The sequence below is a fragment of the uncultured Tateyamaria sp. genome (genome assembly GCF_947503415.1).
Taxonomy (GTDB): domain Bacteria; phylum Pseudomonadota; class Alphaproteobacteria; order Rhodobacterales; family Rhodobacteraceae; genus Tateyamaria.
Genome location: NZ_CANNDS010000002.1, coordinates 826123 through 851745, shown reverse-complemented (window position 1 = coordinate 851745; position 25623 = coordinate 826123). Strand labels below are relative to the sequence as shown.

26 protein-coding genes are annotated in these 25623 nt (G+C 57.0%); 22 read left to right on the top strand and 4 right to left on the bottom strand.

Going from position 1 to position 25623, the window contains the following annotated elements; genetic code table 11:
- Positions 1 to 54 precede the first annotated feature (54 nt).
- Positions 55 to 1059, top strand: a complete 1005-nt coding sequence (locus Q1A32_RS15360) for a GlxA family transcriptional regulator (protein WP_299654968.1) — start codon at positions 55 to 57, stop codon at positions 1057 to 1059.
- A gap of 108 nt (positions 1060 to 1167) precedes the next feature.
- Here the strand turns inward: Q1A32_RS15360 and Q1A32_RS15355 are convergent, their stop codons facing one another.
- Complete coding sequence (locus Q1A32_RS15355) at positions 1168 to 2025, bottom strand: AraC family transcriptional regulator (protein WP_299654966.1); 858 nt, start codon at positions 2023 to 2025, stop codon at positions 1168 to 1170.
- A 235-nt stretch (positions 2026 to 2260) separates the two neighbouring features.
- On the opposite strand from Q1A32_RS15355, the gene Q1A32_RS15350 reads away from it, so the two are divergent.
- The 6 genes from Q1A32_RS15350 to Q1A32_RS15325 all read left to right on the top strand — a co-directional run bounded on the left by Q1A32_RS15350 (position 2261) and on the right by Q1A32_RS15325 (position 7144).
- On the top strand, positions 2261 to 2992 hold the full coding sequence (locus Q1A32_RS15350; protein ID WP_299654964.1) for a sensor histidine kinase KdpD: 732 nt from the start codon (positions 2261 to 2263) through the stop codon (positions 2990 to 2992).
- A 209-nt stretch (positions 2993 to 3201) separates the two neighbouring features.
- Positions 3202 to 3849, top strand: coding sequence for an ATP-binding protein (locus tag Q1A32_RS15345; RefSeq protein WP_299654962.1), 648 nt, complete (start codon positions 3202 to 3204; stop codon positions 3847 to 3849).
- On the top strand, positions 3846 to 4295 hold the full coding sequence (locus Q1A32_RS15340; protein WP_299654960.1) for a ferritin-like domain-containing protein: 450 nt from the start codon (positions 3846 to 3848) through the stop codon (positions 4293 to 4295). The genes Q1A32_RS15345 and Q1A32_RS15340 overlap by 4 nt, the downstream gene beginning before the upstream one ends.
- A gap of 124 nt (positions 4296 to 4419) precedes the next feature.
- Entirely contained in the window at positions 4420 to 5340 is a 921-nt protein-coding gene (locus Q1A32_RS15335) for an AraC family transcriptional regulator (RefSeq protein ID WP_299654958.1), read from the top strand.
- Positions 5337 to 6245: an AraC family transcriptional regulator gene (locus tag Q1A32_RS15330; RefSeq protein ID WP_299654956.1), complete on the top strand. Its 909-nt coding sequence runs from the start codon at positions 5337 to 5339 to the stop codon at positions 6243 to 6245. Before Q1A32_RS15335 ends, Q1A32_RS15330 begins: the two co-directional genes overlap by 4 nt.
- Positions 6242 to 7144: an AraC family transcriptional regulator gene (locus Q1A32_RS15325; protein ID WP_299654954.1), complete on the top strand. Its 903-nt coding sequence runs from the start codon at positions 6242 to 6244 to the stop codon at positions 7142 to 7144. Before Q1A32_RS15330 ends, Q1A32_RS15325 begins: the two co-directional genes overlap by 4 nt.
- A gap of 126 nt (positions 7145 to 7270) precedes the next feature.
- Here the strand turns inward: Q1A32_RS15325 and Q1A32_RS15320 are convergent, their stop codons facing one another.
- Positions 7271 to 8143 carry a MurR/RpiR family transcriptional regulator gene (locus Q1A32_RS15320; protein ID WP_299611582.1) on the bottom strand — a complete coding sequence of 291 codons (873 nt, stop codon included), beginning with the start codon at positions 8141 to 8143 and terminating at the stop codon, positions 7271 to 7273.
- Between the two features lie 118 nt (positions 8144 to 8261).
- On the opposite strand from Q1A32_RS15320, the gene Q1A32_RS15315 reads away from it, so the two are divergent.
- The 11 genes from Q1A32_RS15315 to Q1A32_RS15265 all read left to right on the top strand — a co-directional run bounded on the left by Q1A32_RS15315 (position 8262) and on the right by Q1A32_RS15265 (position 19951).
- Positions 8262 to 9020 carry an N-formylglutamate amidohydrolase gene (locus tag Q1A32_RS15315; RefSeq protein WP_299654951.1) on the top strand — a complete coding sequence of 253 codons (759 nt, stop codon included), beginning with the start codon at positions 8262 to 8264 and terminating at the stop codon, positions 9018 to 9020.
- Positions 9014 to 9535, top strand: coding sequence for a TRAP transporter small permease subunit (locus Q1A32_RS15310; RefSeq protein WP_299654948.1), 522 nt, complete (start codon positions 9014 to 9016; stop codon positions 9533 to 9535). Before Q1A32_RS15315 ends, Q1A32_RS15310 begins: the two co-directional genes overlap by 7 nt.
- Complete coding sequence (locus Q1A32_RS15305; protein ID WP_299654945.1) at positions 9535 to 10860, top strand: TRAP transporter large permease subunit; 1326 nt, start codon at positions 9535 to 9537, stop codon at positions 10858 to 10860. Before Q1A32_RS15310 ends, Q1A32_RS15305 begins: the two co-directional genes overlap by 1 nt.
- 63 nt (positions 10861 to 10923) lie before the next feature.
- Positions 10924 to 11961 carry a TRAP transporter substrate-binding protein gene (locus tag Q1A32_RS15300; RefSeq protein ID WP_299654941.1) on the top strand — a complete coding sequence of 346 codons (1038 nt, stop codon included), beginning with the start codon at positions 10924 to 10926 and terminating at the stop codon, positions 11959 to 11961.
- Positions 11962 to 12039: 78 nt separating this feature from the next.
- A complete protein-coding gene (locus tag Q1A32_RS15295) occupies positions 12040 to 13392 on the top strand; it encodes a glutamine synthetase family protein (protein WP_299655613.1) in 1353 nt (450 codons plus the stop codon).
- A gap of 2 nt (positions 13393 to 13394) precedes the next feature.
- On the top strand, positions 13395 to 14777 hold the full coding sequence (locus Q1A32_RS15290) for an aldehyde dehydrogenase family protein (protein WP_299654938.1): 1383 nt from the start codon (positions 13395 to 13397) through the stop codon (positions 14775 to 14777).
- Positions 14768 to 15913, top strand: a complete 1146-nt coding sequence (locus Q1A32_RS15285) for an iron-containing alcohol dehydrogenase (RefSeq protein WP_299654935.1) — start codon at positions 14768 to 14770, stop codon at positions 15911 to 15913. Before Q1A32_RS15290 ends, Q1A32_RS15285 begins: the two co-directional genes overlap by 10 nt.
- A gap of 93 nt (positions 15914 to 16006) precedes the next feature.
- Positions 16007 to 17068, top strand: a complete 1062-nt coding sequence (locus tag Q1A32_RS15280; protein WP_299654932.1) for an extracellular solute-binding protein — start codon at positions 16007 to 16009, stop codon at positions 17066 to 17068.
- A 59-nt stretch (positions 17069 to 17127) separates the two neighbouring features.
- Positions 17128 to 18231: an ABC transporter ATP-binding protein gene (locus tag Q1A32_RS15275; RefSeq protein WP_299654929.1), complete on the top strand. Its 1104-nt coding sequence runs from the start codon at positions 17128 to 17130 to the stop codon at positions 18229 to 18231.
- A 2-nt stretch (positions 18232 to 18233) separates the two neighbouring features.
- Entirely contained in the window at positions 18234 to 19100 is an 867-nt protein-coding gene (locus tag Q1A32_RS15270) for an ABC transporter permease (protein ID WP_299654926.1), read from the top strand.
- Positions 19097 to 19951, top strand: a complete 855-nt coding sequence (locus tag Q1A32_RS15265) for an ABC transporter permease (protein ID WP_299654923.1) — start codon at positions 19097 to 19099, stop codon at positions 19949 to 19951. The genes Q1A32_RS15270 and Q1A32_RS15265 overlap by 4 nt, the downstream gene beginning before the upstream one ends.
- 275 nt (positions 19952 to 20226) lie before the next feature.
- Here Q1A32_RS15265 and Q1A32_RS15260 read toward each other — a convergent pair whose 3' ends face one another.
- Entirely contained in the window at positions 20227 to 21123 is an 897-nt protein-coding gene (locus tag Q1A32_RS15260) for a LysR family transcriptional regulator (protein WP_299654920.1), read from the bottom strand.
- Between the two features lie 93 nt (positions 21124 to 21216).
- Between Q1A32_RS15260 and Q1A32_RS15255 the strand changes: the two genes are divergently transcribed.
- The 4 genes from Q1A32_RS15255 to Q1A32_RS15240 all read left to right on the top strand — a co-directional run bounded on the left by Q1A32_RS15255 (position 21217) and on the right by Q1A32_RS15240 (position 24423).
- The gene (locus Q1A32_RS15255) at positions 21217 to 22380 is read left to right on the top strand and encodes a muconate/chloromuconate family cycloisomerase (RefSeq protein ID WP_299654917.1); all 1164 of its coding nucleotides are present in this window, start codon (positions 21217 to 21219) and stop codon (positions 22378 to 22380) included.
- Between the two features lie 12 nt (positions 22381 to 22392).
- Complete coding sequence (catC, locus tag Q1A32_RS15250) at positions 22393 to 22677, top strand: muconolactone Delta-isomerase (protein WP_299654914.1); 285 nt, start codon at positions 22393 to 22395, stop codon at positions 22675 to 22677.
- 17 nt (positions 22678 to 22694) lie between these two features.
- Positions 22695 to 23630, top strand: coding sequence for a catechol 1,2-dioxygenase (gene catA / locus Q1A32_RS15245; protein WP_299654911.1), 936 nt, complete (start codon positions 22695 to 22697; stop codon positions 23628 to 23630).
- 613 nt (positions 23631 to 24243) lie between these two features.
- Positions 24244 to 24423: an alpha/beta fold hydrolase gene (locus tag Q1A32_RS15240; RefSeq protein ID WP_299654908.1), complete on the top strand. Its 180-nt coding sequence runs from the start codon at positions 24244 to 24246 to the stop codon at positions 24421 to 24423.
- Positions 24424 to 25034: 611 nt separating this feature from the next.
- Here the strand turns inward: Q1A32_RS15240 and Q1A32_RS15235 are convergent.
- Complete coding sequence (locus tag Q1A32_RS15235) at positions 25035 to 25583, bottom strand: YHS domain-containing (seleno)protein (RefSeq protein ID WP_299654905.1); 549 nt, start codon at positions 25581 to 25583, stop codon at positions 25035 to 25037.
- Positions 25584 to 25623: the final 40 nt, after the last annotated feature.

Below are 25623 nucleotides of genomic sequence, written 5' to 3'. Positions count from 1 at the left end.
CCTCGAATGATTTGTCGGTAGACTACACATCCCGCCGATGGCAGAAATGACAACATGACATCAAAAACTGCCAAATTGGGTTCATGCCCCACACATGCGCGGCTGGTCGTGTTCGTGGTCTATCCAAACATCGTTTTGCTGGATCTGGTTGGACCGTTGCAGGTTTTTTCGCACGCGCCCGATCTTGAAACGGGGCGCAACGGATATGACTGTGTGGTGGTGTCCGTTGACGGGGGAAGCGTCGGCACAAACACAATTGTGTCCATCCCCACTTTGTCAGCAGCCGGCATAGCAGACCGCGACATTCACACATTGGTCGTTGTTGGCGGTGACGGTGCCATTCCCGGTATGAAAGATCCCAAACTCGTAGCGACAGTCACGGCTCTGACCGCTCGGGCGCAGCGTACCTGTTCCGTCTGTTCGGGCGCTCTGGTTCTTGCTGCCACCGGCGCGTTGGACGGGTGCCGTGCTGTCACCCATTGGGATGATTGTAGAATGCTCGCAGATGAGTTTCCGCGCGTTCAGGTCGAAATGGATCCCATCTTCATTAAAGATGGGCCGATCTGGACGTCTGCAGGGATCACTGCCGGAATCGATATGGCGCTGGCAATTGTGGCAGAGGATTTGGGGCGCGCGTCGAGTTTTTCAGTGGCGCGGTCAATGGTTGTTCAGATGGTTCGGTCCGGCGGCCAATCGCAATTCAGCCCGGCGCTGGGGCGCCAATTGCGTGACAGGGCAGGTCAGTTCGAAGCGCTGCATGTCTGGATGGTCGACAACTTGCATCAGCCGCTATCAGTAGAAACCTTGGCCGACCAAATGAACATGGGTGCGCGAAATTTCGCCCGCGTCTATGCAAATGTCATGGGCATCACACCTGCCAAAGCGGTCGAGGCGATGCGGGTGGAAAAGGCGCAACATGCATTGGAGACGACGGAAAAAAGCATCAAACAGATCGCAGCCAATTTCGGATTCAAGACGGAAGACCGGATGCGCCGCGCATTCCTGCGATTGCTGAATGTGTCGCCATCGGACTATCGGCAAAACTTTCACCTGGCGTGAAGGCGAGGGCCTGGCTTTCGAAAGCAGGATACCAATACAGACGCTTGGCGATGCGGCGAGAATGCCGAAATTACTATCCTCAAAGACCCGCCAACTTTGGGATCTGTTTCACTCCCTGTTCTTTCGCAAAATGCCGGGCGTCACACCCAGCGTTTTCTTGAACACGTCCGTCATGTGGCTTTGCGAACTGAACCCGCAGTCATAGGCAATCGCGGCGATGGGTTCATCTGACCGTTTCAACATCTGTTTCGCCACGGCCACCCGTTGGAGCTTGATGTACTGATGTGGGCTATGGCCCATGGTGTCGCGAAAGACACGCGCGAAATGGTAAGGGCTGAGGTTTGCTATGCTGGCCAATTCATCAAGTGACATGCGGTCTGGCAGGTTCTGGGCGATGTGATCGAGTACTGCCTGAAACCGGGATGCATTTTGGTTTTTGGCACGCAGGTTGACATGCGCCACAACGGTCAGATTGTAGGCCAGTCGCATGACCAGAAGTCTGGCCGCTGCATCCAGTTGATCACGATCGGGCAGCGCCAACCGTTTCCTCCAAACGCCGGCGATCGCCTGCGCAATACCCACCATGGACGCATCTTCGGCATGGTGGATGGCGTGCGCTGTCCAGGCGCTGGGCTTGGTGTCTCGCATTTCGAAAATCGATTGCAGCATCTGCGTCAGGTCATCCGTGCCAAAGATCATTTGCACACTCCACCCGGATCGCACCGCGTGAATTTCCCGCTCGCCGTTTGCAGGCAGGAACACATATGTGGATGGCGGCGTGTTGGGGGAAAGGGTTTCCACCCCGGCGATCTTGTAGTTCGTCATGGATCGCCCAAGGTACACGTCGACGAAATTGTACCCGGCCGGAATGAGGATCCTGTGTGCACCCGGCTTGCGCACAACCATGGTGTATCCATCACCCTCGTGATGGAAGTCGTCTTCCCAGTTGTGGTCGCGCTTATGCATGCGGTGCCTTTCTCGACATCACAGACATCTAGCGCCCCGGGGTGCGCAGTTATTTCACGACCATCGCGACTTACAAAATCTTGGGGCATAAACATGAAGCCCTTCGGACCGCACGTTGTTGTAAGCGATAAGCGTTCTGGTGGAAGTCAGGTGGGGATGGATGCTTTAGCTCTAAGCTATCGAAAACGAGAGCGACGCCTCTCGTGACATACCACTTAACCTTGGGGGATACGAAATGTTCGATCAAGTGACGGAACGGCAGGAGAACGGCACTGACGTCTACAATTTGATCGCATCAGCCCGCATCATGATCGGATGGATTGAACAACATCATGATGAACCTGCGCGTGAACACGCCACGGTGATGCTGCACGCGCTTCAGAAAGTCGTTGGCCTCACCGAAGGCGATGCAGAGTGGCCCGAAATGGGCAGTTCACTGAAAGTGCACGGCTCGCGTGACCTTTACGACCTAACGCGGATGGCGATTTTTTCCGCGTGTTCCGAACAAGACGGATCGCCGCGCGCGCCGAATTTCTCGATCACAGTTGACCCGGATGTCTCGGTGCACATCGATGGCTTGCCGCTGCTCAGAGTGTTGATCAACCTGATCGAAACAGCGGTGGGTGGCACTGTCAGCGAATGGTCGACCAAGGTTTCCGTTCATGTGCAGCAGGATCGGGACCAAGTCCTGTTCAGGATTTCGGACGACGGACCGGGCTTGTCGTACTGGGCGCAGGCTGCGCTGCGTCTGGGCGCAAAAACTGAACACAACCCGCACCGCAAGATGGGGTCTGGGTTGTTAACTGCGTCCCATCTTGCTCGGGTCATGGGTGGTACAATCGATTTGCAAGAGACGGGCACTTACGGGACCGTTTTGCATTTTCGCGTACCCAAGGTGCCCTCAAAAGTTGAGAGAAAACCGGCCGATGTTGCAGATGTCGAAAGTGAGCTTTGCCAATCGGGATAGAACAGTCGCGCCACTTCAATAGTTCTCTGTCTGGCATGCCGCGCACCTCTCGCTTGGCATCAACACCTCGCTCCAGACAGCATCCGAGGCGGGTCCTGTCCCGTTTGCCCGCCTCTTACGTCTCGCTCGCGCCCTGTCATCCGGTAACGCGAGCGGGACGCATTTATGCAATACTCACCGCCGTTTTTCGCAGTGTGCAAGGAAAAGCCATGAATAAGAGTGTGAATTGGAGTGCAGAAATACTGGACGCGTGCGACGAGGTCATCACACGACCCGTGTTGCATTTCGCGGGCGAGATGCGTGTCGTGCAAAGCGCCGGTCAGGTCAGAAGTTCAAGCGTCGAAGCATCCGAAGCGGACGGCGGGGCGGAACCCCGTGGCGCCGCATGCCTGACCAAGATTCTGGGCGCGATCAAGGCCGGTCAACGCCAATCACCGCAAATGGCTGCACGGCCTTGTGCGCTTTATCTGCACGTGCTGGACGATATTGATTTCGATTGTCAGCAGCCGTTCCTTGCGGAAGTCCTTGGTGAACTGGTGTCCAACGCGGTGCACGCGATGCGGGGACAAACGGCTGGGCGTATCGACGTTATGACGACGCAATATCGCGGTCGTCTCTTCGTTCAGGTGGCGGATAACGGTCCCGGTATGCCGGACGGTATGTTCAAGTGGTTCGAACAGGGCGCAACGTCTCGCGTGCATCGGAAAGGCTCTGGCCTGGATACGGCGGCTTTGCTTGTCAGCATCGCAGGCGGACAACTTGAATTGGTGGCGTCTGGCCCCAACGGCACACGGTTGGGGTTCTCGGTACCGGTCGCGGCGGACAGGGAAATCAACTTGGGAAAGGGGACGCTATGACAAATCGGGCTGAGATCTGCGATGCGCTGTGCCATATCCTTGGCAACACCTGCCGCATTCACCGCACCACACGAAGCTACGAATGGAATGCGTCTGGCCCGGGTTCAGAGCTGGTCCGTCAGTGTTTGCACGATCAGGCCAATGAAATGAGGGATGCGATTGGACCAATTGCACAACAGATTCTTGGTCTCGGCGGGCAACCGATTTTTGACTATTCTGACGGTGTGGTCGCCGTGAACCCTCCGTCCGGCGGAGACCTGCCAATCCTGTCGGACATGGTCGACAAGCTCTACAAAGGGCACACGCAGGCCAAGCTGTCCATCAGCGCGGCCATAGATGTGGCACGGGATGCTGATGAACTTGCAACCATGGTTTTTCTGGCCGGGCGCATCGATATGCATCGGGCGCATCGCCATCGCCTGGGGCTCATTTCTGCCAAAGAATAGCAATTTCGTGCAACAGTTAGGCATGGCAGACATCTTGGTGTAGGCTATCTGAAAGGTGCCAAAAAAAGGTCATTGATCAGATAATCAGTTTTGGTTCGAGTTGCCGCGAGATCGGAAGGTGTTCATGTCCAAGCAAGGCGCAGATAAACCTGATCCTGTCGACGAGGCAGGCTTTGTCGACTTTCTCGAGACCGAGACATCTGCGGTCATTTCCGGCTCAACGATAGCTTCCGATTGGAGTGGTCTCGAAGCGCTGGAGGTCGAACAAGGCAATGAAGCCTTTGAAAGCCCGCCCCTTCAAAGCCACTTTCTTGCGTTGTGCACCCATGGATTTGGATTGGCGGACATCTCGTTCGATGCGCTGAAGGATCCCCGGCGCTCGATCGTGGAGCCTGGGACATTGTGCTTTCTTCCCGCAGGCCAGTCAGCCACGTTCGAAATGGCGGGGCGGGCCACAAGCACCCATGTGCTGGTGCAACCCGAGGTCCTTTCATGTGTCGCGGAGCGCCGCAGCAACCGTGCGTTCTCTCCCATGGATCTCGAAGGGTTTTCGGGCCGACACCACATGGCCATGCGGGAAACGGTTCAAAGCATCCAGTCCGGTGCACAATGGCGTTCAGCTGTGTGGGCCGATACGATGGGCTTGCAGCTTGCTTCTCAACTGTATGATTTTGTGTCCGTTCCCGACACGCGAGAGGGTACAGGCATCGATCTGAGTGACCTCCAGTTCGGGCGCGCCGTGGATTTCATCGAAGCGCATCTCACCCGCGATTTCACGCTGGAAGACATGGCGCGTGCCGTGGATGTCGGTGTCTACAGGCTGGCCAAGGGGTTCGCTGCCGAAACGGGATGCAGTATCGAAAGCTACCGCAACGAACGCCGTATTGGCATCGTTCAGGCGTGGCTTCACGCATCTGGCAAGAAGATGAGCAACGAGGCGTTGGCCCGCCAAGTTGGCTACAAGAGCGTCGCGGAATTGGATGCGGCATTCCGAGCGCAGACGGGCGTGTCGCTTGTCAACTACCGTGCGGGAAAGCTGACATGACCGATACGAGGCTGATCACGCGACCGGCGATGGTTCGGGCGATGTCCAATGAATTCAATGCGGACTTGGCGGAGTCATTTCAGCACAGTTGGAAACGCACCAACACCATTGTCGTGGATCAAGGCGATTGTGCCATCCATGGCGCGTCCATTGATTTTCACTTGCTCGAATTCTGTCTGACCGGATCACACGACCTCAGTGGGCATTCGGAAATGGAGCATGGCGAAAACACCAACGTGAAGTTGTTGCCTGGCTCTGTGGGCTACAACCAGCCAAATACCAGCGTGTCGCAAACTGTTGTCGGTTTCGCCAAGTACCAACAGATCTACATTGATGATGCCGTTGTTCGCGAGACGTCCGAAAGCGTATTGCGGGGCGATCCGGACAGCACCAGGCCGCTCGGATTTCAGGGGGTGTTTGATCCGCAGTTCAAGATGCTTGCGGCCAAGTTGCTCGAAGAGGCTCGGTGCCCGGCGGTGGGATCGGACCTGCGTGCTGACCTGATCGCTCAGGAAATCGCTCTTTTGTTATTGCGTCGGCGAGATCGTGCACGGATCAAACTGCCCAAAGTACACACGTTGTCCGAAGGCCAATTGGCGCAGATCCTTTCGTATCTCGAAGAACAGATCGAGGACATCGGCGGCATGGATACGCTGGCCGGTCTGGTGAACATGGATGTCTTCAGTTTTACCAAGGCGTTCAAAGCGACAACCGGCGAAAGCCCGGGGCAATTCCTGATCCAACGCCGCCTGTCACGTGTGAAAGAGTTGCTGCGAACAACCAACGACACGCTGGCAGATATCACCTATGCGACTGGCTTTTCAAATCAGCCGCACATGACGTCGACCTTTACCAAACACGTCGGCGTCTCCCCCGGCAAATGGCGCAAGGCGGTGCGGTCATGAGTGGGTTAATCACACGTGCAGACATCATTGATGTCACGGCCAAGGACTGGAACACCAACATAAGCGAGCGGACTGGTCATAATTGGCGGCGCGTGAACGCCATGGTTGCGGATCAGGGGGATGCGATGATCGCCGTCCCCGGCTTCGACTTCTTCTTTTTGGAATACTACCTCTCGGGGTCACATCGTGTCCATTTCGATGGCGAGTTTGCTTTTGGCGACACGTGGGACGGTGTGTTGTTGCCCGGATGTGTGAGCTTTCTGCAATGCGACTCTGCGTTCGAAGTGCGGGCTTCCGGTCAGGGCACCGTCATGCAAGCCTATATTGACCGGTCAGTTTTTTCGGACTGCGCGGCGACCCTGATCAAGGGGGACCCTGACAATGTGGCTGCTCGCGGGTTCCACGGCAGATTTGACCCCTGGCTCAAGACATTGGTCGAAGCCTTGCTGGAAGAGGCGCGCCGCCCGAACATTGGCACGGATTTGCAGGCAGATTTGTTGACTCAGCAGATGGCCGTTGCGGTTCTACGGTCGCAAAACGCCGAGCAGGTCAAGGATGTGAAGGTGCGGACGTTGGCTGACCGTGACATGGCCCGTGTCGTTGCCTACCTCGAAGAGCAGATGGAAGATATCGGCGGCATGGACACGGTTGCCGGTCTGATCGGAATGGATGTGTACAGCTTTACCCACGCGTTCAAGGCGACGACCGGACAGTCGCCGGCCCAGTTCCTGATCGAACGGCGCATCGCGCGGGTGAAGCAAATGCTGCTTGGAACCGCAGAGTCGCTGGCCGACATTACCTATGCGACCGGGTTCTCGAACCAGCCGCATATGACATCGACCTTCACAAAGCATGTGGGTGTGTCGCCCGGCAAATGGCGCAAGGCGATCCAACAGTGACATCTGTCGTCAAGGACAAGGCGCATGTTCTTCTGCGCTCGTGAACTTAGAACGTCTTTTTCGCGATATACCCTTGACGCGAAAGCGAAATTTACCTGTCGAATTTGTGTGTAAACGCCCACGTCATCAGGTGAACTTTCGGAAGAGCTTTGTCTTGTCAAAGATGTCTTCCAACTCTTGCATCCGGTCCCTGGTTGTTTCCCAATTCAAAGTTTGCACCGCGGAAATCATGCTTTCCAGAAGGAGCATGGTCGTCGTGGCGGAGTCCCAGGCCGAGGGTACGATGATCTGACTTGTCAGACTGATATCGGCCAATCTATGCACCGGCGACCGCCATTGGTCGGTAAACAATACGATCTTGGTGCGCCTCGCATGCGCGAGCTCAGCGAGCTTCAGCGTATTGTTTTCGTACCGTCTGACATCGAAAATAACGAACACATCTCCATCTTCGGCGTTCAAAAGGTAGTGGGGCCAAGTGTTTGATGTGGACGGGACATGGGTCACGTTTGGCCGGATGACCTGCAGATGCATGAACAGGTATTCCGCCAAGGTGTGCGTGATACGACCTCCAACGATGTAAAGATGGCGGGTTTGATCGGCCACCAGCGCGCAAGCTTCGTCAAAGGCGACCGGGTCAATGTGGGCCATAGTGTTGCGAATGTTGTCGATGACGGCTTCGGTGAAGCGGTTTAAAACATGTTCTGACGGCGCCGCACCGGCCCAAGTTTCGTGCTTGGCAATCGGACCTTTTGCAATGGCCCCGAGTTCATCACGCAGGTCGGCCTGAAAATCTGAATAGCCTTTGTACCCAAGCTTTTGAACCATTCGCGCAACCGTAGGCACAGAAACATGCGCCCCCTTTGCCAGCGTCGTCAAAGGACCAAGTCCGGATGCCGGATAGTTTTCCAGTATCGACAAAGCCAACTGACGTTCAGCGCGCGTCAGGTCGTCCAGCTTCTCTTGAATACGATCCGAGATTGTCTGCTTTGCATCGGTCATATCAGACGCCTCGTGATTGTGCAGAAAATTAACAGAACTGTTGGTCCTGTAATTAATTTCTCACAATTGTGTTGACAGAAACCGCGCTTGGCAAGACGTTTCCATAGTGGGAGCCGGAATGAATCACCTGAACCGTCCGTTGGATGACGCCATTGTTGATGTGCGCAAAGCCGAAGCGCCGTCATCCCTGGTTGTGGTCTGCGAACACGCAAGTTCGAAAATACCAGAATATTTCAGCGATTTGGGCCTGTCTGGGGAGGCGCTCAAAAGCCATATTGCTTGGGACCTTGGGGCGCTGCCATTGGCGGAACGATTGGCGAAACGGCTGGATGCAACGTTGATCGCGGCGAAAACCTCACGGCTTGTCTACGACTGCAATCGTCCTCCGGAAGCACGTGACGCAATGCCCGAACGTAGTGAAATCACAGACATCCCCGGAAATGCAAACTTGAGCGCGGCCCAGAAGTCCGACCGTATCAACACCTATTACGAGCCGTTTCGGCAGGCCGTGTCGCAGGCCGTTGCGGAACTGGATGAGCCGATCCTCATCACCGTCCACAGCTTCACCCCGATCTACCATGGCGCGCGGCGCGATGTGGAAATTGGCATTCTGCATGATACGGATACTCGTCTCGCAGACGCGCTGTTGTCGGAAGCCGATGCAGATCACATTGTTCGCCGCAATGAGCCATACGGCCCTGGTGACGGGGTGACGCACACGTTGAAGGAACACGCGCTACCGGGTGGTTTTTTGAATGTCATGCTGGAGGTGCGCAACGACCTTGTCGCGGATGATGCCTCTCAATCTGCCATGGCCGATACGCTTTCCGCTTGGATACAGCGCGCGTTGGCGAGCCTTGAGGCGGCGGCATGCTGAGCGCCGTCATGAAATACATCAAAATCGTCGATGCCATGAATTATCGCATCGGGCGGGTCGTGATGTACGGCATCTTTGCTATGATGGCGATCCTGCTTTGGTCCTCGATCAGCAAGACGTTCTTTGTGCCGTCGCTTTGGACGCTGGAAGTCGCCCAATTCGCAATGGTCGCCTACTACATGCTTGGCGGGCCTTACTCGATCCAGATGGGGTCGAACGTGCGGATGGACCTGCTCTATGGCGAATGGAGCGACCATCGCAAAGCGCAGATCGATGCGATGACAGTGATCTTTTTGATCGTGTATCTGATCTTTTTGCTCTGGGGAGGGTGGGAGAGCTTTCAGTATTCCATCAGCTATGGGGGTGAGCGCAGTTCTTCGGTCTGGCGACCGTACCTGTGGCCGATCAAGGCGATCATGCTGGTCGGTATCTTCCTGATGCTGCTGCAGGCGATTTCCGAGTTCTTCAAGGACATCCTGCGTATCAGGGGCCACGATATGGGGGCCAAAGTCTGATGTCCTACGAGGTCATCGCCATCCTCATGTTCTCGTCCATGATGCTGATGCTTCTGACGGGCCAGCGTGTATTCGGTGCGATTGGCTTTGTGGCTGTGGTCGCCGCGTTCTTCTTGTGGGGGGACCGGGGCGGGTACGACCTTGGTTTTGCTGCCGCGATCAAGCTGATGAAGTGGTATCCTCTGCTGACGCTGCCGATGTTCATTTTCATGGGTTACGTCCTGTCGGAATCGAAAATCGCCGATGATCTGTACAAAATGTTCCACGTCTGGATGGGCGGCCTGTCAGGCGGTTTGGCCGTGGGCACAATCGGGTTGATGGTCCTGATCTCGGCGATGAACGGTCTGTCGGTGGCAGGCATGGCCATCGGAGCCACCATCGCGCTGCCCGAGTTGCTGAAGCGCGGCTATGACAAACGAATGGTTACCGGCGTGATCCAAGCCGGATCATCGCTTGGCATCCTTGTACCGCCATCCGTTGTGCTGGTGCTTTATGCAATGATTGCCCGCCAACCGGTGGGCCAATTGTGGCTTGCGGGCGTTTTACCAGGACTGATGATGGCCGCGATGTTCGTGATCTACATTGTGATCCGATGTCGCCTAAACCCGTCGCTTGGTCCCGTTCTGCCCAAGAAAGAACGCGACATTCCGATGGGCGAAAAGATACGACTTCTTGGCGCGGGCTTGCTGCCGCTGTTCATCTTCTTCGCGATGATGGTGCCGTTCGTGAACGGCTGGACGTCGCTTGTCGAAAGTTCAGCTATCGGTGCCATCGCAGCCTTTCTGGCCGCTGTGCTCAAGGGTCGCATGACTCGCGAAGTCTTTGAAACGTCCGTGCGCAAGACACTGGGCATTTCCTGCATGTTCATGTGGATCATCCTTGCGGCCCTGGCCTTTGGCGCGGTCTTTGATGGGCTCGGCGCGGTCAAGGCCATCGAAAGCCTGTTCACGGAAAAGCTGGGCCTGAGCCCTTGGATGATCCTGATCCTGATGCAGCTCAGCTTCATCCTGATGGGCACTTTCCTGGACGATACCGCAATGCTGGTGATTGTTGCGCCCCTTTACGTACCGCTTGTAGGTGCGCTTGGCTTTGATCTGATCTGGTACGGCGTGCTGTATACGATCACCACGCAGATCGCTTATATGACGCCGCCCTTTGGCTATAATCTGTTCCTGATGCGCGCGATGGCGCCGCCTGAGATCTCGTTGAAGGACATCTATTCATCCATCCTGCCATTCGTTCTCGTGATGGTCGTGGCGCTGGCAACGATCATGGCATTCCCCGAAATCGCGCTTTGGCTGCCGGGATACGTTTATGGAAATTGACAAAAACAGAGATCCCGTATGCCGGGACACATTGAGAAGAGCATTAACAGAGAGGACATACCAATGACGACAAGACGCAAGTTTTTATCATCCGCGGGTATCGGCGCGGCCGCCACGTTGGCGACCCCTTCGATTGTCAAAGCGCAGTCTGCGATCAAATGGCGTTTCCAGACCTATGCGGGCAGTGCCTTGGGCGAACATGTGACCAAGCCGGTCATCGACTACATCAACGCCAACTCCAACGGAGAGCTTGAGGTCGAACTGTTCTACGCCGACCAGATCGTTCCGACGGGCGAGTTGTTTCAGGCTCTGCAACGCGGCACAATCGACGGTGTGCATTCGGACGACGACTCCATGGCGTCTCCCACGCCCCTGCGCCAGTTCGGGGGTTATTTCCCGTTTGCAACCAAGCACATTCTCGATGTACCGGTGCTGTTCAACCAGTACGGGCTCAAAGAAATCTGGGAAGAGGAATACGCCAAGGTCGGTGTCAAATGGCTGTCGGCAGCGGGGCAGGACCCTTGCAATTTCAACACCAAGAAGGAAATCACGTCCGTCGCCGATCTTGACGGGCTCAAGCTATATACCTTCCCGACTGCCGGCCGTTTCCTTGCCAAGTTTGGCGTGGTGCCTGTGAACATTCCGTACGAGGATGCCGAGGTCGCGGTGCAGACCGGCGAGCTGGACGGTATGGCGTGGTCCGGCATCACCGAGGATTACACCGTGGGATGGGCCGATGTGACCGATTACTTCCTGACCAACAACATCTCGGGCGCGTGGATCGGGTCCTGGTTCGTGAACGAAGAACGTTGGGCCGAGTTGCCCGATCACCTCAAGTCGGTGGTGATGGCTGCAACCGAAGCAGGGCACACCTACCGCAACCAATGGTATTGGGGTGGCGAGGCCGCATTGCGTGCCAATGGTGACAAGCTGGAGTTGCGGTCGGTTCCGGCCAGCGAGTGGGCGGAGGTTGAGAACGCCGCCAAGGAGTTCTGGGAAGAAGTGGCTCAGGAAGGCGAGGTACACCAGAAGATCGTCAACATCTTCAAGGAGTACAACAGCGTCATCAACCAAGCCGGTGTGCCTTACAACTTCGAGTAAGCGTACCGAAAACAACAAGTGCCCCCACCGGTTGGGGGCGCTTCACCGGACAGAAGGATCAGACCCGTGGCCGCAAATATGACATTTGATGCGTTGAAAGACGCCGTGACAGCGGGTGAGGTCGACACGGTTCTTGCCTGTCTTGTGGACATGCAAGGCCGGTTGCTGGGCAAGCGGTTCCATGCAGTGAATTTCGTGGAAACCTCGTTTCAAGAAACCCACTGCTGCAATTACCTGCTGGCCACCGATCTCGAAATGGCCACCCCGCCGGGCTACAAAGCCTCAAGCTGGGAAGGCGGCTATGGTGACTATATCATGGCACCTGACCTTACGACCTTGCGCCGCGTGCCATGGCTCGAAGGCACCGCCATGGTTCTGTGTGATGTGCTTGATCATCACACGCATGCACCCGTCCCACACTCGCCGCGCGCGATGCTTAAAAGGCAGGTCGCCCGCCTGACCGCCCTTGGCTTTGATGCGATGATGGCAACAGAACTCGAGTTTTTCCTGTTCGAGAAAAGCTTTGACGAGATCCGTAAGAGCGATTTTCGCGATCTGACCCCGATAAGCGGCTACAACGAAGATTACCACATCCTCCAGACGACCAAGGAGGAAAGCGTGATGCGACCCATTCGCAATCACCTGTTTGGCGCGGGCATCCCTGTCGAGAACACAAAGGGTGAGGCCGAGACGGGTCAGGAAGAGTTAAACATCCGCTACGCTGCCGCGCTCGATTGCGCTGACCATCACACCATCGCCAAGAACGCGGTCAAGGAAATCGCCTGGCAGCAAGGACATGCCGCCAGCTTCCTGCCCAAGTGGCACCATGACAAGATCGGCAGCTCCAGCCATGTGCACCAGTCGCTTTGGCAAAACGGCGCACCTGCGTTCTACGACCCGGACGCCCCATTGGGCATGTCAGAGCTGATGCAGCACTATATGGCTGGGCTGATCGCATATGCGCCTGACTACACCTTCTTTCTTGCGCCGTACGTCAACAGCTACAAACGGTTTGCCAAGGGGACGTTTGCGCCCACCAAGACGGTCTGGTCAGTCGACAACCGCACCGCCGGGTTCCGCCTGTGTGGGGAACGGACCAAGGGTGTGCGGGTTGAATGCCGGGTCGGTGGGTCCGATCTGAACCCCTACCTCGCTCAGGCTGCGATGCTTGCCGCCGGGATCAAGGGGATCGAAGACAAGATGGCGCTGGCGCCCGCGACGTCGGGCGATGTGTATGATGACAGCGGGGCGACCGAAATCCCACGCACCCTGCGCGCGGCAACAGAAACACTGCGCAACTCCGCATTTCTGCGCGCGGCGATGGGCGATGACGTCATTGATCACTACACCCGCGCCGCCGAGTGGGAGCAGGAAGAATTTGACCGCGTGGTGACCGATTGGGAAATCGCACGCGGCTTTGAAAGGGCCTGACCATGATCCGCTGTATCTCTCCCATAGATGGTTCTGTCTTTGCGGAACGTCCCACGCTGTCGTCGGCAGAGGCACGCGCGGCAGTGGCCCGCGCCCGGTCCGCGCAAACCGCCTGGGCAGCGCGCCCTTTGGACGAGCGCATCGCCCTTGTGCAGGCAGGGGTGGCGAATGTCGGTGCAATGAATGACGAGATTGTGCCCGCGCTCGCCCGTCAGATGGGCCGCCCGATCCGCTATGGTGGCGAGTTCGGCGGCTTCAACGAACGCGCAACCTACATGGCTGACATTGCCAAAGACGCGCTGGCAGATATCGAGATTGAGGACAGCGCCACCTTTCGCCGCGTGATCAAACGCGTCCCGCATGGGCTGGTTCTGGTCGTGGCGCCCTGGAACTACCCCTACATGACTGCAATAAACACGGTCGCGCCCGCCCTGATCGCAGGCAACGCGGTGATGCTGAAACACGCGAGCCAAACGCCGCTTGTTGGTGAACATATGGCGGCAGCGTTCCATGCGGCGGGCATCCCCGAGGACGTGTTCCAGAATGTCTTTCTGGATCATCAAACCACGTCCGACCTGATTGCGGCCAAGTCCTTTGGCTTTGTCAATTTCACCGGCTCCGTGGGCGGTGGTCAGGCGATGGAACGCGCCGCCGCCGGCACGTTCACCGGCATCGGGCTGGAACTGGGTGGCAAGGACCCCGGCTATGTCTGCGACGATGCCGATATCGACGCGGCAGTGGACACGCTGATCGACGGGGCGATGTTCAATTCGGGCCAGTGTTGTTGCGGGATCGAACGGATTTATGTGGCCGAACAGCACTTTGACGCATTTGTCGCCAAGGCGGTCGAGATTGTGAGCGGGTACAAGCTGGGCAACCCGTTGGACGAGGATACAACGCTTGGCCCGATGGCCCACAAGCGGTTTGCCGATACGGTGCGCGCGCAAACCGCCGAAGCGATTGAACAAGGTGCAACCGCGCACATTCCGACATTCGCTGAAGACGACGGCGGTGCCTACCTGTCTCCGCAAATCCTGACAAACGTGACACACGATATGCGCGTCATGCGCGAGGAAAGCTTTGGCCCAGTTGTCGGCATCATGCCCGTCAAAGACGACGCGCAGGCCATCGCCTTGATGAACGACAGTGACTTTGGCCTGACTGCATCCGTCTGGACGCAGGACGTAAGCCGCGCCGAGGCAATTGCCGATCAGATCGAAACTGGAACGGTATTCATGAACCGCGCCGACTACCTTGATCCGGGCCTGTGCTGGACGGGTTGCAAAGACACCGGGCGCGGGGGTGGGCTGTCGTCGATCGGCTATCACAACCTGACACGCCCCAAATCCTATCACCTGAAGAAGGCCCGAGTTCCATGTCGCTGACTGCAAATTGGTCTTATCCCACTGCCATCCGTTTCGGCGCTGGACGCATTTCCGAAATTGCGGACGCATGCACAGCGGCGGGCATATCCAAACCACTCCTCATCACCGACCGTGGTCTGGCTGACATGGACATCACCACCAAAACGCTCGACCTGCTGGATGCGGCTGGTCTGGGCCGCGCAATCTTTGCCGACGTGGACCCCAATCCGAACGAGAAGAACGCCGAAGCGGGCGTGCGCGCTTTCAAGGACGGCGGCCACGATGGGGTCGTGGCATTCGGCGGCGGGTCAGGCCTTGATCTCGGTAAGCTTGTTGCGTTTCTGTCTGGTCAAACGCGCCCGCTTTGGGATTTCGAGGACATTGGCGACTGGTGGACCCGCGCCGACGCGGACGCCATCGCGCCCATCGTGGCGGTGCCGACAACAGCAGGCACAGGATCCGAAGTCGGGCGCGCCAGCGTCATCACCAATTCCGAAACCGAAGAGAAGAAAATCATCTTCCACCCCAAGTTCTTGCCTTCAGTCGTGATCTGCGACCCGGAACTGACCATGGGCATGCCCAAGTTCATCACCGCGGGCACCGGTCTGGATGCCTTTGCCCACTGTGTGGAAGCATTCTCCTCTCCGCACTACCACCCCATGTCGCAAGGCATGGCGCTGGAAGGGATGCGGTTGGTCAAGGACTACCTGCCGCGCGCCTACAATGACGGCACCGACCTTGAAGCACGCGCGCATATGATGTCCGCGGCGGCCATGGGTGCCACGGCCTTCCAAAAGGGGCTGGGCGCTATCCACGCGCTGTCCCACCCCATCGGCGCGATCTATCACACGCATCACGGCACGACGAACGCGGTATGCATGCCCGCCGTCTTGCAGTTCAACAAATCCGCCATCTCGGACCGCTTTGACATGGCAGCCAACTACTTGGGCATTGCAGGCGGATTTGACGGGTTCTGTGCCTTTGTCGATGATCTGAACGCGCGCATGGGCATTCCCAAGACGCTGACCGATCTGGGTATTGCAGATCTTGATTTTGACCGGGTGGTCGCAGGCGCGCTGAGCGATCCTAGCACTGGCGGCAACCCTATTGAAATGACCGCCGAAAACACGAGGGAGCTTCTTTTGAAGATTGCCTAGCGGCGCGATTTGCCGCCAGAGGCTCTGACTTAAATTCGTAACAAATCACTGGTCTCATAGCGTCAGTGGACACATTCAACAGGGAGAAAGATCATGAACACAACAATTACCACATCTCTATTTTTCGCAACGGCTCTGACAGCGCCGATTGCCCAAGCCGACACGTTACGCCTGCTTACATGGGGTGGTTACGCACCGGAGGAGGTCATCGCGAAATTCGAGGCCGAGACCGGCCACACCGTCGAAGTCACGACCTCCAACAACGAAGAGATGATCGCCAAGCTGCGCGCTACCAATGGCGGTGGGTTCGATCTGGCGCAGCCAAGCCAGGACCGGATCACCAGCGCGCAGGAAGAGTTCGGGATCTACAAGCCCATCGATATGTCAAAGGTGAACGCCGAGCTGTTCATCCCGTCGATGCTGGATGCCACTGCGGGCAACACGACCTTTGACGGCGAGGTTTACGGCCTGCCGCATGTCTGGGGCACCAGCGGGCTTGTGGTAAACACCGCACAAGCGGGTGATGTGCAGGATTACACCGACCTTTGCGACGCGTCCGTCGCTGGCAAGGTGTCCTATCGCCTCAAGCGTCCAACGCTGATCGGTTTCGCTTATTCCATGGGGCTGGACCCATTTGCTGCCTACAATGACACGGCCAAGTACCAGGACATCCTGAACCAGGTCGAAGCCAAGCTGACCGACTGCAAACCCAACGTGAAAACCTATTGGGGTGGCGGGGACGAGATCAAGAACCTGCTGCGCTCGGGCGAGGTTGTGGCGTCAATGGCATGGGACACCGGTGGCTGGCAGTTGAACGCCGACAATCCCGACATCACTTTTGTCGCGCCCGCATCCGGTGCGTTGGGCTGGATCGACACCTTCGTTCTGCCGGCACGTGGGCGTGCGGATGACGCGGCCTATGACTGGATCAACTTTGTCATGCGGCCCGACATCGCCGCGATGATCACCAACACCGCGGGCAATTTCACCGCCGCCGTGGACGGTGACGCCGGTGTCAGCGCTGATCTGAAAGCGCGTTACCAAGGCAGCTTTGATCAGTCCGCTATCGACAACATCAAGTGGTATCCGCCCGTTCCTGCCGGGCTCGAAACGCTTGAAGGGGCCACGCTGGACCGCATCAATGCGGCGAACTGAGCCCAAAAGCATGATGAAGAGGGCGCCTCGACGCGCCCTTTTCTACTCTGCGAGGGTGTATGACTGACACGAAACCTGACCTTGTATGTCGCGACCTGACAAAGGACTTCGACAGCTTTCGCGCCGTCGATCAAGTCAGTTTCGACGTGTCGAAGGGGTCGTTTTTTTCCATTCTCGGGCCGTCCGGCTGTGGCAAGACCACATTGTTGCGTATGATTGCAGGCTTCCAATCGCCAACCAGCGGTGACTTGCAGATCAAAGGGAAATCGATGATCGGCGTGCCGCCCAACAAGCGTCCCGTCTCGATGGTGTTTCAACACCTCGCGCTGTTTCCGACAATGAACATCGGGGATAATGTCGGGTTTGGACTGCGTCAACGCGGCGTCGCGCGCACTGAGATCGCCCGCCGGGTGGACGAGGTTCTGGACCGTGTTGGTCTGCCGGGCGTGGCTGCACGCCGCATCAATCAGCTTTCAGGGGGGCAAAAACAACGCGTGGCCATCGCGCGGTGCATGGTGCTGGAGCCGGATGTATTGTTGCTGGATGAGCCTCTGGGTGCGTTGGACCTGAAGCTGCGCGAGCACATGAAGGTGGAATTGAAGTCGCTTCAGGCTGCCTTCGACACGACCTTTGTCTACATCACGCACGACCAGTCCGAGGCCCTCGTGATGAGCGACAATATCGCGGTGATGAACCACGGGCGCTTTGAACAGATCGGCCCCCCGCACGAGATTTACCACAAGCCGGATACCGCTTTTGTGGCGGGCTTTGTCGGAGACGCGAACAAAATCGATGCCAAGGTTGCCTCCGTAAACGGTGCAATGGTGACACTGACATCCGCCGGTGCCGAGATGAGCGTCGAAGCACCCGGCTCTGAGCTTATCGCGGGCCAAGAGGCGCAAGTCTTCTTACGGCCCGAAGCGGTGGAACTGACAAAGTCCGATCATGGGGCAGGCGAAGGCGACAATGTCAGCGCGTGCACCGTAGATGCGGTTCTGTTCAATGGCGCGAACAGTTCCGTGATTGTGCGCGACCAAGCGGGGCACTTGTTGAATGTCGCGATGCCGCAGACTGGCAGCTTTTCTGGTTTGCAGGTGGGCGATGCGGTGTTCACCCGCTGGCATCCGAACCAGGCCCGCTGTTATCCGGCGGCAACGGCCTGACGATGCGCTCGGATACATCAAAGCTGGGTTTTTACCTTCTGCTCGCTCCTATTCTGCTGTGGCTCGTTGTACTGATCATCCTGCCGCATATCGGTCTGTTCATGGTGTCGATCAGCGAAAAGATCGGCCCGCGCGAATTTGAAACCGGGTTTGGAAACTACGCCACATTCTTTGGCGAACCTCTTTACTGGCGCACATTTGCCCGCACAGCCATCATGTCGATTTTGGCGACGGCGCTGACACTGATCCTTGGTTTTCCCATCGCTTATTACATCGCCAAGCTGACCCGGGGACGCACGAAAACCACCCTGTTTCTGATGTGCATGATCCCGTTCTGGGTGTCCGAGCTGGTACGCACGTTCGGCTGGATGATCCTGCTGCGCGAAACGGGCGTGATCTCGAATGCGCTGCAATCGCTAGGCCTTGTCAGCGGCCCGGTTGAGCTTCTCTATAATGATGCGGCGATCATGGTGGGGCTGGTCTACACCTCGATCCTGTTCATGGTCGTGCCGTTGGTCACCACGCTGGACAGCCTAGACGATAGCCTGATCGAGGCGGGATACGATCTAGGGGGTACCAGCACGTCGATCATGCGCGAGATTGTCATACCCCACGCCATGCCCGGTATCGTGTCGGGATGCATCGTTGTGTTCATGCTATCACTTGGAAATTATCTCACCCCGATCCTGTTGGGTGGGAAAGACAGCCTGTGGTTCACCGGCATGATCTATACGCAATTCATAACCCGCTTTAATTGGGAGCTGGGATCTGCCTTGGGCTTCTTGCTGCTGGCGCTGTCGTCGGCCATCGTGTTCCTTGGTCTCAAGCTGTCCAAACAGTCCCTGTCAGACACCATGGGGCGCACATGATCCCCACAGTGCCCCAACCTGCGTTCACCAAGTGGTGCTACCGCGCTTATGTGACGGTGTTCTTTGTTTATCTGGCGTTGCCCTTGACTGTGGTTTGCGTCTTTGCCTTCAACAACAGCGTCTTTCCGTCACCGCCGTGGAACGGGTTCACATTTGCATGGTTCTTCGGGACCGAAGCGCCATTCATCGGGGTCTTCAACGAACGGTCCATCCTGCGCGCCATAGGTACTTCGACCTTCGTGGCGCTATGGGTATCCGGACTTGCCGTCGCGGTCGGCACTTGCAACGCGTTCCTTTTTGTACGGCATGACTTCAGGGGCAAGGCGCTGCTTTACATGCTGATGCTTTTGCCGCTGATCATACCGGGCGTCATCCTTGGGATTTCGATACTGGTCTTTTCCAGTGCGATTGCGAATACATTGGAAGACGCGACCGGGCTCTGGTTCGACGGACTGAGGCCCGGCTTGATCCTTGTTATCCTCGGCCAGTTTTCGTTTATCACAACCTTCGCAACCCTCGTCATCTCGGCGCGATTGCAAAAGTTTGACCCCAGCCTCGAAGAAGCGGCGCTCAACCTCGGTGCAACTCGATTGGGGGCGATCCGCCAGATCACCCTTCCTTTTCTCATGCCCGCAATATTGGCATCTGCCATTGTGTCGATCTTGATGAGCTTCGAGAATTTCAACACCACGCTGATGCTTGTGGGGTCGGATTCACCGTTGACGATCACCATGTTTGACAAGCTTAAACAGGGATCCACGCCGGTATTGAACGCGGTTTCATTGTTGTTGATCGTCGTGTCGGCCCTGCTTGGCCTGCTTTCGTTGTTCTTTCCGAAAACCAAGAGTTAGTGCGGATCTCAGTTCTGAGAAACTCGCCTCTGTTGGTTGGGAAGCCTGTCTAGGTGAACAATACTGATGCCCAAGCCTTGTGGTTCTTACGGTTGTGTCCCGCTGCGCGGTAGTGACCATCATGGTGCTGAATAGCGATGTGATGGTTCCAACTGCCGTTTCTTAAAATGTTGAGACCAAAAGCCTTTGCGCGCGTATCTGCTGCATCGAATTCGGCACAAGATCGAGCGGCGGGACCTTGCGTCGGCCAGAAACGCGCGCCAATTTCTTCAATCTTAAGTCGACGACGGTTCTGGCGTCGCTCGAAACAACTGATCAAGCAGTGTTTGCGCCGCGTCTGGGACCACACCCTCCCTGTATGTGGCGATGATCGGTGAGACGGCGCAGGCGTCTTGTATCGGGCGAAATACGATGTCGTTGCGCGCCGTCTGTTCAACGCTTATTGGCACAATGGCCAATCCCATACCGCTTGCCGTCAGACCCAATGCCGTTTGCAGGTCTTTGACTTCAACCCTTACAGACGGCTGTTTCCCGACCTGTTCGAAAATGCCCAGAACCTGGTCCGCGAAACTGGGTCGGGGGCGCTGTGGATACAGAATGAGATCGTGTTCTGCGCACTGCGCCAAGCTGACGCTCAGGCGGTTGGACAACGGGTGGTGCGTTGGACACGCCACGACCAAGGGTTCCTCGATGACAGTGGCACGCACCAGACCGGGCGCGTCGCTGAAGTTCAGGCGCCCAAGGCCGATGTCTATTCGTCGGTCGCGCAGGGCGTCGCGTTGCTCCAGTGTTGTCAGCTCACGCAGACCGATCTCGACATCCGGGTGCGCCTGCACAACCGCCTTTATGGCCGATGGCAACGGACCATTCAGGATCGAACCGACGAAGCCAATGCCGAGGTAGCTTCTTTTTCCCGCCGCGATGCGCGCCACACCAGCCTCAATTTCAGTGACGCGACGCAATACCTGACGGGCCTGTTCCTCGACAAAGTGCCCGGCAGAGGTCAGCTGCAGCGGACGCGTGCGCACAAACAACGGTGTGCCAAGCCGCGCCTCCAGCGTGGCCAATCTGCGGCTAAGCGGTGGTTGCGCCATGTTCAGCTTGTCGGCCGCCTTGGTGAAGCTGAGCGTGTCGGCCAAGGCCACAACGCATTCGAGATCGCGAAACTCCATACTATACCTATATGGCATACTATATGACGAAACCAGTCTTGGACCGTCTCTTTTCCGTTTCGCATACTCATTGCGAACAAAAGGTCCTATCCCATGCGTATCAAGAATTTCGAAACATTCCTGATCGATCTGCCTGCGATCCGCCCCCATCGTCTTGCCAATCAGGTGGTGACAACACAGACGCTCGTGATCCTTCGATTGACCACGTCTGACGGCGTTGTGGGTGTAGGCGAAGCGACCACCATCGGTGGTCTGTCCTATGGTGTCGAAGCGCCTGAAGCGATCAAAGCCGCGCTCGATGTTTACATCCGACCCTTGATTGTTGGTCTTGATTTGCCGCCTGCCGTTTTGCGCAAAAAGGTGGCGCTGCAGATCATGGGCAATAGTCTTGCCAAATCCGCGCTGGACACGGCCGTTTTGGATATCGAAAGCAAAATACTGAACGTTCCAGCGCACCTACTACTTGGTGGTGCCATACGTGACCGACTGGAAGTGATTTGGGGCTTGGCGACTGGCAACGCGGCGCGGGATATTGAAGAGGCGGAAGAAATGCTGGCCTCTGGTCGTCATCGCCACTTCAAGATCAAGGTGGGCGCTGCATCCGTACATGATGACGTAGCGCGTGTGGCGAAGATCGCTTCAGCCTTGGGGGATCGCGCCAGCTTGCGTATTGACGCAAACCGCTCATGGACCGAGATTGAGGCGCGCGACGCCATTGTACGGCTTGCGGATGCAGGCGTTTCACTCGTCGAGCAACCAGTGGACACGGACCCGGACGGCAGCGCTTTACGCCGTTTGACTGCATGGTCACCGATCCCGATCATGGCGGATGAAAGCGTCGCGAGCGCCAAGGAAGCCCTGGCTCTGACCCGACACAAGGCCTGCGATCTGTTCGCCCTCAAGATAGGCAAGTTCGGTGGTCCGTCGCAGGTTCGGGACGTAGCAGCCATCGCTTCTGCCGGGGGCATCGGTGTTTACGGTGGTACGCTGCTGGAAGGCACAATTGGCACGTTGGCGGCGGCGCATGCATTTGCCGCGCTGCCAGACCCGTTCCCGTTTCATACGGAGCTCTTTGGACCATTGCTGCTGAAGGATGACATCACGACGGCAAGCCCGGCTTACGAGGGCTTTGACCTTGTGCTACCGACTGACGCCGGCTTGGGCGTGACGATTGATGGCGACAAGTTGGATTTCTACCGACGCGACCGCACAACCCGCCAACACCGTGTCGCGACTCCGGTCGCCACCATGTCCTGAGGGGGAGCGACGATGCTGTTTCATGTCCGTATGACCGTCAATCTTCCTCACGACATGCCCGAAACCGCGCGGGTAGATATCCTGGCCCGCGAAAAGGCGTATGCGCAGGACTTACAGCGCGCAGGTACGTGGCGCGCGCTATGGCGCGTCGTTGGCAAATACGAGAACATTTCGATCTTTGATGTCGAAAGCCCCGCACATCTGCACGATATACTCAGCGCTCTGCCCTTGTTTCCGTACATGGAGATCACGGTTGAGGCGCTTTGCACCCATCCATCTGCCCTCGAACATGATTGAAACGGAGGAAACTCATCATGCAACCTGAGCACCTGACCAACCTGATCGAAAAGGTCACAAGCCCCAGCGACGGGCGGAAGGCGAACCCGCGTGTGTCCGAAGTTGTCGGTCGCATCGTCAAGGATCTGTTCCACACGATCGAGGATCTCGATGTCACGCCCGAGGAGTTCTGGAGCGCGATGGACTATCTGCGTGACGTGGGCACGAACAATGAATTTGGTCTGCTGGCGCCGGGCCTCGGTTTCGAACACCTGCTTGATCTGCGGATGGACGAGGCGGAACACGCGGCCGGTCTGGACGGTGCGACACCGCGCACAATAGAGGGTCCACTCTTTGTCCCCGGCGCGCCAAAGTCGAAGGGTGAAGCGCGGCTGGATGACGGCAGCGATGAGGAGGGGGACTTTGTGTTCATGTCCGGGCGTATTCTGTCGACCGATGGCACCCCCATTGAAGGGGCCGTTGTCGATGTCTGGCATGCCAACACGCGTGGGCTGTATTCAATCTTTGACAGTGATCAGACGCCCTACAACCTGAGGCGCAAGATCGAAACGGGCTCCGATGGCCGCTATGCCTTCCGGTCGATCCTGCCGTCAGGGTATGCGTGCCCGCCAAACGGCCCGACCCAGCAATTGCTGGATCAATTGGGACGGCACGGGAACCGACCTGCCCATATCCACATCATGGTTGAGGCCCCGGATCATCGCACCCTGACCACGCAGATCAATCTTGACGGCGATGAATACCTCCATGACGATTTCGCCTTTGCCACGCGCGAGGAATTGGTGGCCGTGACTGTTCTTCACGATGATCCCGCTGACATCGAGGCACGTGGCCTGACCGCGCCTTTCTATACAATCGACTTCGACTTTACTTTGAACACCAGTTCCGAGGCGGTTGATTTTGACCGTGTCGATCGCGCACGGGTAGAGGCGCAGATGGTCGCGGTGGCCTGATGTCCGTGCGTCTTGTCACAACGGCCTACGCTGTCACCGGTTTGCTGGTATGAACAGCCGACAATCGTGCGGTGCCCATCACCTCAACCGAGCAATCCACAGGGCACGATGATTGGTTCGAACGGAGTGGGACGGTTGTGGATTTGCAGGTGTGTAAAAGTGACGAGACGCGATCGTCTGATCCCAAAGCGTTTGAAACGGCAAATTCTATGATCTTTATCTGCGCAGTCCAAACTGCCTTGGTGCGAGATTTGTCCGCCCAAGCGCGGCATCTTCAATTGAAATGGTCGTAAACGGTGCGATGCCCGCTGATGAATGTTCGTTGCACATCCACCTTGCTGTGCCGCGCAGGGTTCTCTTTCCATCAACCGCCAGCGCATTGCAAAAACGTGCCGCCTGAAGGCCACCGATATGCTGTTTGCCCTTACTGGTTTGGCATATCGCCTTGACGGACCGTGTGGGGTGATTGGATCGTTCTGTTCAATTCGTCGGGGACTGATCACAGGATGCGGGACGACGTGGTGCCTTATCTGACACAGGCAGGATATCGTATGTGCGGCGCTATGACATGCGCGGGTAAGTTCTATCAGCGCTGACGGTGTCCTGTATTCCTATGAGCGATCTGACAAATGACATAGGTGATCTGCTGGAACATCTGGGGGTCGGACGAGCGCATCTGGTTGGTCTGTCACTTGGCGGGATGACGTTCCAGCACCTTGCGGCGCGCCGGAACCAGCTAGTGATTGACAGTCCGACGCTCATTGCTACCTCCGCGTATGTCCCGCCGCCGTAGTAGACCTTGTTCGCGCGATCGCACCGTTCTGCAAAACGCCACTCAAAGCATGCAGGATCAAGCGGTCAAATAGCGGGTAAATCTATCTAAACACACCGGCTTTGGGGACCGCAGGCCGTGGTTTTTCTAGGAGTTGTAATCGCCGCACATTGTTCGACGCGAATGTGATGCGACCCTGCCGGTCCGACAAGAGGAACGGGTTGTAAGTTATCTGTCGGCGGCGACATCAGCGGCGTGGTCCAATGAGCTCGCAACTTGAACCACTCGTTGCCTGCGTTCGTCTCAACACCGAACCATGCCAATCGTCCAATTGTGTCGCGCCGCTCGATATGGATCGGCGGTGAGTTGGCAAGCCTGATCCAATCAGCCGAAATGTCATGCTGATCACCACGCTTGGCGCATCGTTCCGTTTCAGCGGGTCGGATGTTTTAACGACCGCGGAATGAGCCGTGGTGGGTTTCGTGGCGTTTGGTTCTTTCGAACGTATCCATGCAATGAACGCGGCTTGGCCAAATATTTGATAAGCAATGCTTTAGCCACCAAATGATGCCAGAACGGACCCATTGCCTTGGTCCGCCTGGCTCATTTGTACTGTCAGCCGACTTTGACGATCAGAGTTCGGGCAACTCTTGGGGATGAGAGATACCCACAGTTTCAAAATGGTCTGCGTGCCGTGGAAAGCGCGTGGTGCCGTCCAAAAGGCCGGCAAAAACTGTTGGCCAATTGTCTTCTGCGCGTACCTGTTTGGCCGTCACTTCCGAAAAGAAGTTGTGCTTGGTGCTGTTGGCCCAGAACAGGTGCAGCGACCCGTCAATCACAGCCCAACCGTTCACAAAATCAACATCGGCGGCATAGCCTTTGGACACTGCATTGGCGCACCAGCCGTTGTATTTGGGCTCATACTTTGCGGGATCAGCTGCGAATTTGTCGCGATTTTCTGCAGTGGCGAAAAGCCATGTGGCACCTCGGTATTCGTGGCTGAATTCCGCGGCGCCCTTTGCCGCCTTGCTTGCATCGAAATAAGAAATCACGTCGAAACCATCCATCGCGACGCCGTCAATTGCGTTCAGTTTTTCTTCGGCATGTGCAGGGCCGATCACAAGGCTTACGTAAATGATCCCGGCGGCCATGATCTGCAAGAGTTTCGAAAGAACGGACATAATTGCGTCTCCTTGTATGTGTTGTGTCGGGTGCGTCGTT

Excerpts from the sequence above, each read along its gene's own strand:
- Q1A32_RS15360 (WP_299654968.1), top strand. The coding sequence starts at position 55 with ATGACATCAAAAACTGCCAAATTGGGTTCATGCCCCACACATGCGCGG.
- Q1A32_RS15305 (WP_299654945.1), top strand. The coding sequence starts at position 9,535 with ATGTCCTACGAGGTCATCGCCATCCTCATGTTCTCGTCCATGATGCTG.
- Q1A32_RS15275 (WP_299654929.1), top strand. The coding sequence starts at position 17,128 with ATGACTGACACGAAACCTGACCTTGTATGTCGCGACCTGACAAAGGAC.
- Q1A32_RS15355 (WP_299654966.1), bottom strand. The coding sequence starts at position 2,025 with ATGCATAAGCGCGACCACAACTGGGAAGACGACTTCCATCACGAGGGT.
- Q1A32_RS15315 (WP_299654951.1), top strand. The coding sequence starts at position 8,262 with ATGAATCACCTGAACCGTCCGTTGGATGACGCCATTGTTGATGTGCGC.
- Q1A32_RS15310 (WP_299654948.1), top strand. The coding sequence starts at position 9,014 with ATGCTGAGCGCCGTCATGAAATACATCAAAATCGTCGATGCCATGAAT.
- catC (WP_299654914.1), top strand. The coding sequence starts at position 22,393 with ATGCTGTTTCATGTCCGTATGACCGTCAATCTTCCTCACGACATGCCC.
- Q1A32_RS15270 (WP_299654926.1), top strand. The coding sequence starts at position 18,234 with ATGCGCTCGGATACATCAAAGCTGGGTTTTTACCTTCTGCTCGCTCCT.
- Q1A32_RS15320 (WP_299611582.1), bottom strand. The coding sequence starts at position 8,143 with ATGACCGATGCAAAGCAGACAATCTCGGATCGTATTCAAGAGAAGCTG.
- Q1A32_RS15295 (WP_299655613.1), top strand. The coding sequence starts at position 12,040 with ATGACATTTGATGCGTTGAAAGACGCCGTGACAGCGGGTGAGGTCGAC.
- Q1A32_RS15265 (WP_299654923.1), top strand. The coding sequence starts at position 19,097 with ATGATCCCCACAGTGCCCCAACCTGCGTTCACCAAGTGGTGCTACCGC.
- Q1A32_RS15260 (WP_299654920.1), bottom strand. The coding sequence starts at position 21,123 with ATGGAGTTTCGCGATCTCGAATGCGTTGTGGCCTTGGCCGACACGCTC.
- Q1A32_RS15235 (WP_299654905.1), bottom strand. The coding sequence starts at position 25,583 with ATGTCCGTTCTTTCGAAACTCTTGCAGATCATGGCCGCCGGGATCATT.
- Q1A32_RS15330 (WP_299654956.1), top strand. The coding sequence starts at position 5,337 with ATGACCGATACGAGGCTGATCACGCGACCGGCGATGGTTCGGGCGATG.
- Q1A32_RS15335 (WP_299654958.1), top strand. The coding sequence starts at position 4,420 with ATGTCCAAGCAAGGCGCAGATAAACCTGATCCTGTCGACGAGGCAGGC.
- Q1A32_RS15255 (WP_299654917.1), top strand. The coding sequence starts at position 21,217 with ATGCGTATCAAGAATTTCGAAACATTCCTGATCGATCTGCCTGCGATC.
- catA (WP_299654911.1), top strand. The coding sequence starts at position 22,695 with ATGCAACCTGAGCACCTGACCAACCTGATCGAAAAGGTCACAAGCCCC.
- Q1A32_RS15350 (WP_299654964.1), top strand. The coding sequence starts at position 2,261 with ATGTTCGATCAAGTGACGGAACGGCAGGAGAACGGCACTGACGTCTAC.
- Q1A32_RS15285 (WP_299654935.1), top strand. The coding sequence starts at position 14,768 with ATGTCGCTGACTGCAAATTGGTCTTATCCCACTGCCATCCGTTTCGGC.
- Q1A32_RS15325 (WP_299654954.1), top strand. The coding sequence starts at position 6,242 with ATGAGTGGGTTAATCACACGTGCAGACATCATTGATGTCACGGCCAAG.
- Q1A32_RS15240 (WP_299654908.1), top strand. The coding sequence starts at position 24,244 with ATGAGCGATCTGACAAATGACATAGGTGATCTGCTGGAACATCTGGGG.
- Q1A32_RS15345 (WP_299654962.1), top strand. The coding sequence starts at position 3,202 with ATGAATAAGAGTGTGAATTGGAGTGCAGAAATACTGGACGCGTGCGAC.
- Q1A32_RS15300 (WP_299654941.1), top strand. The coding sequence starts at position 10,924 with ATGACGACAAGACGCAAGTTTTTATCATCCGCGGGTATCGGCGCGGCC.
- Q1A32_RS15280 (WP_299654932.1), top strand. The coding sequence starts at position 16,007 with ATGAACACAACAATTACCACATCTCTATTTTTCGCAACGGCTCTGACA.
- Q1A32_RS15290 (WP_299654938.1), top strand. The coding sequence starts at position 13,395 with ATGATCCGCTGTATCTCTCCCATAGATGGTTCTGTCTTTGCGGAACGT.
- Q1A32_RS15340 (WP_299654960.1), top strand. The coding sequence starts at position 3,846 with ATGACAAATCGGGCTGAGATCTGCGATGCGCTGTGCCATATCCTTGGC.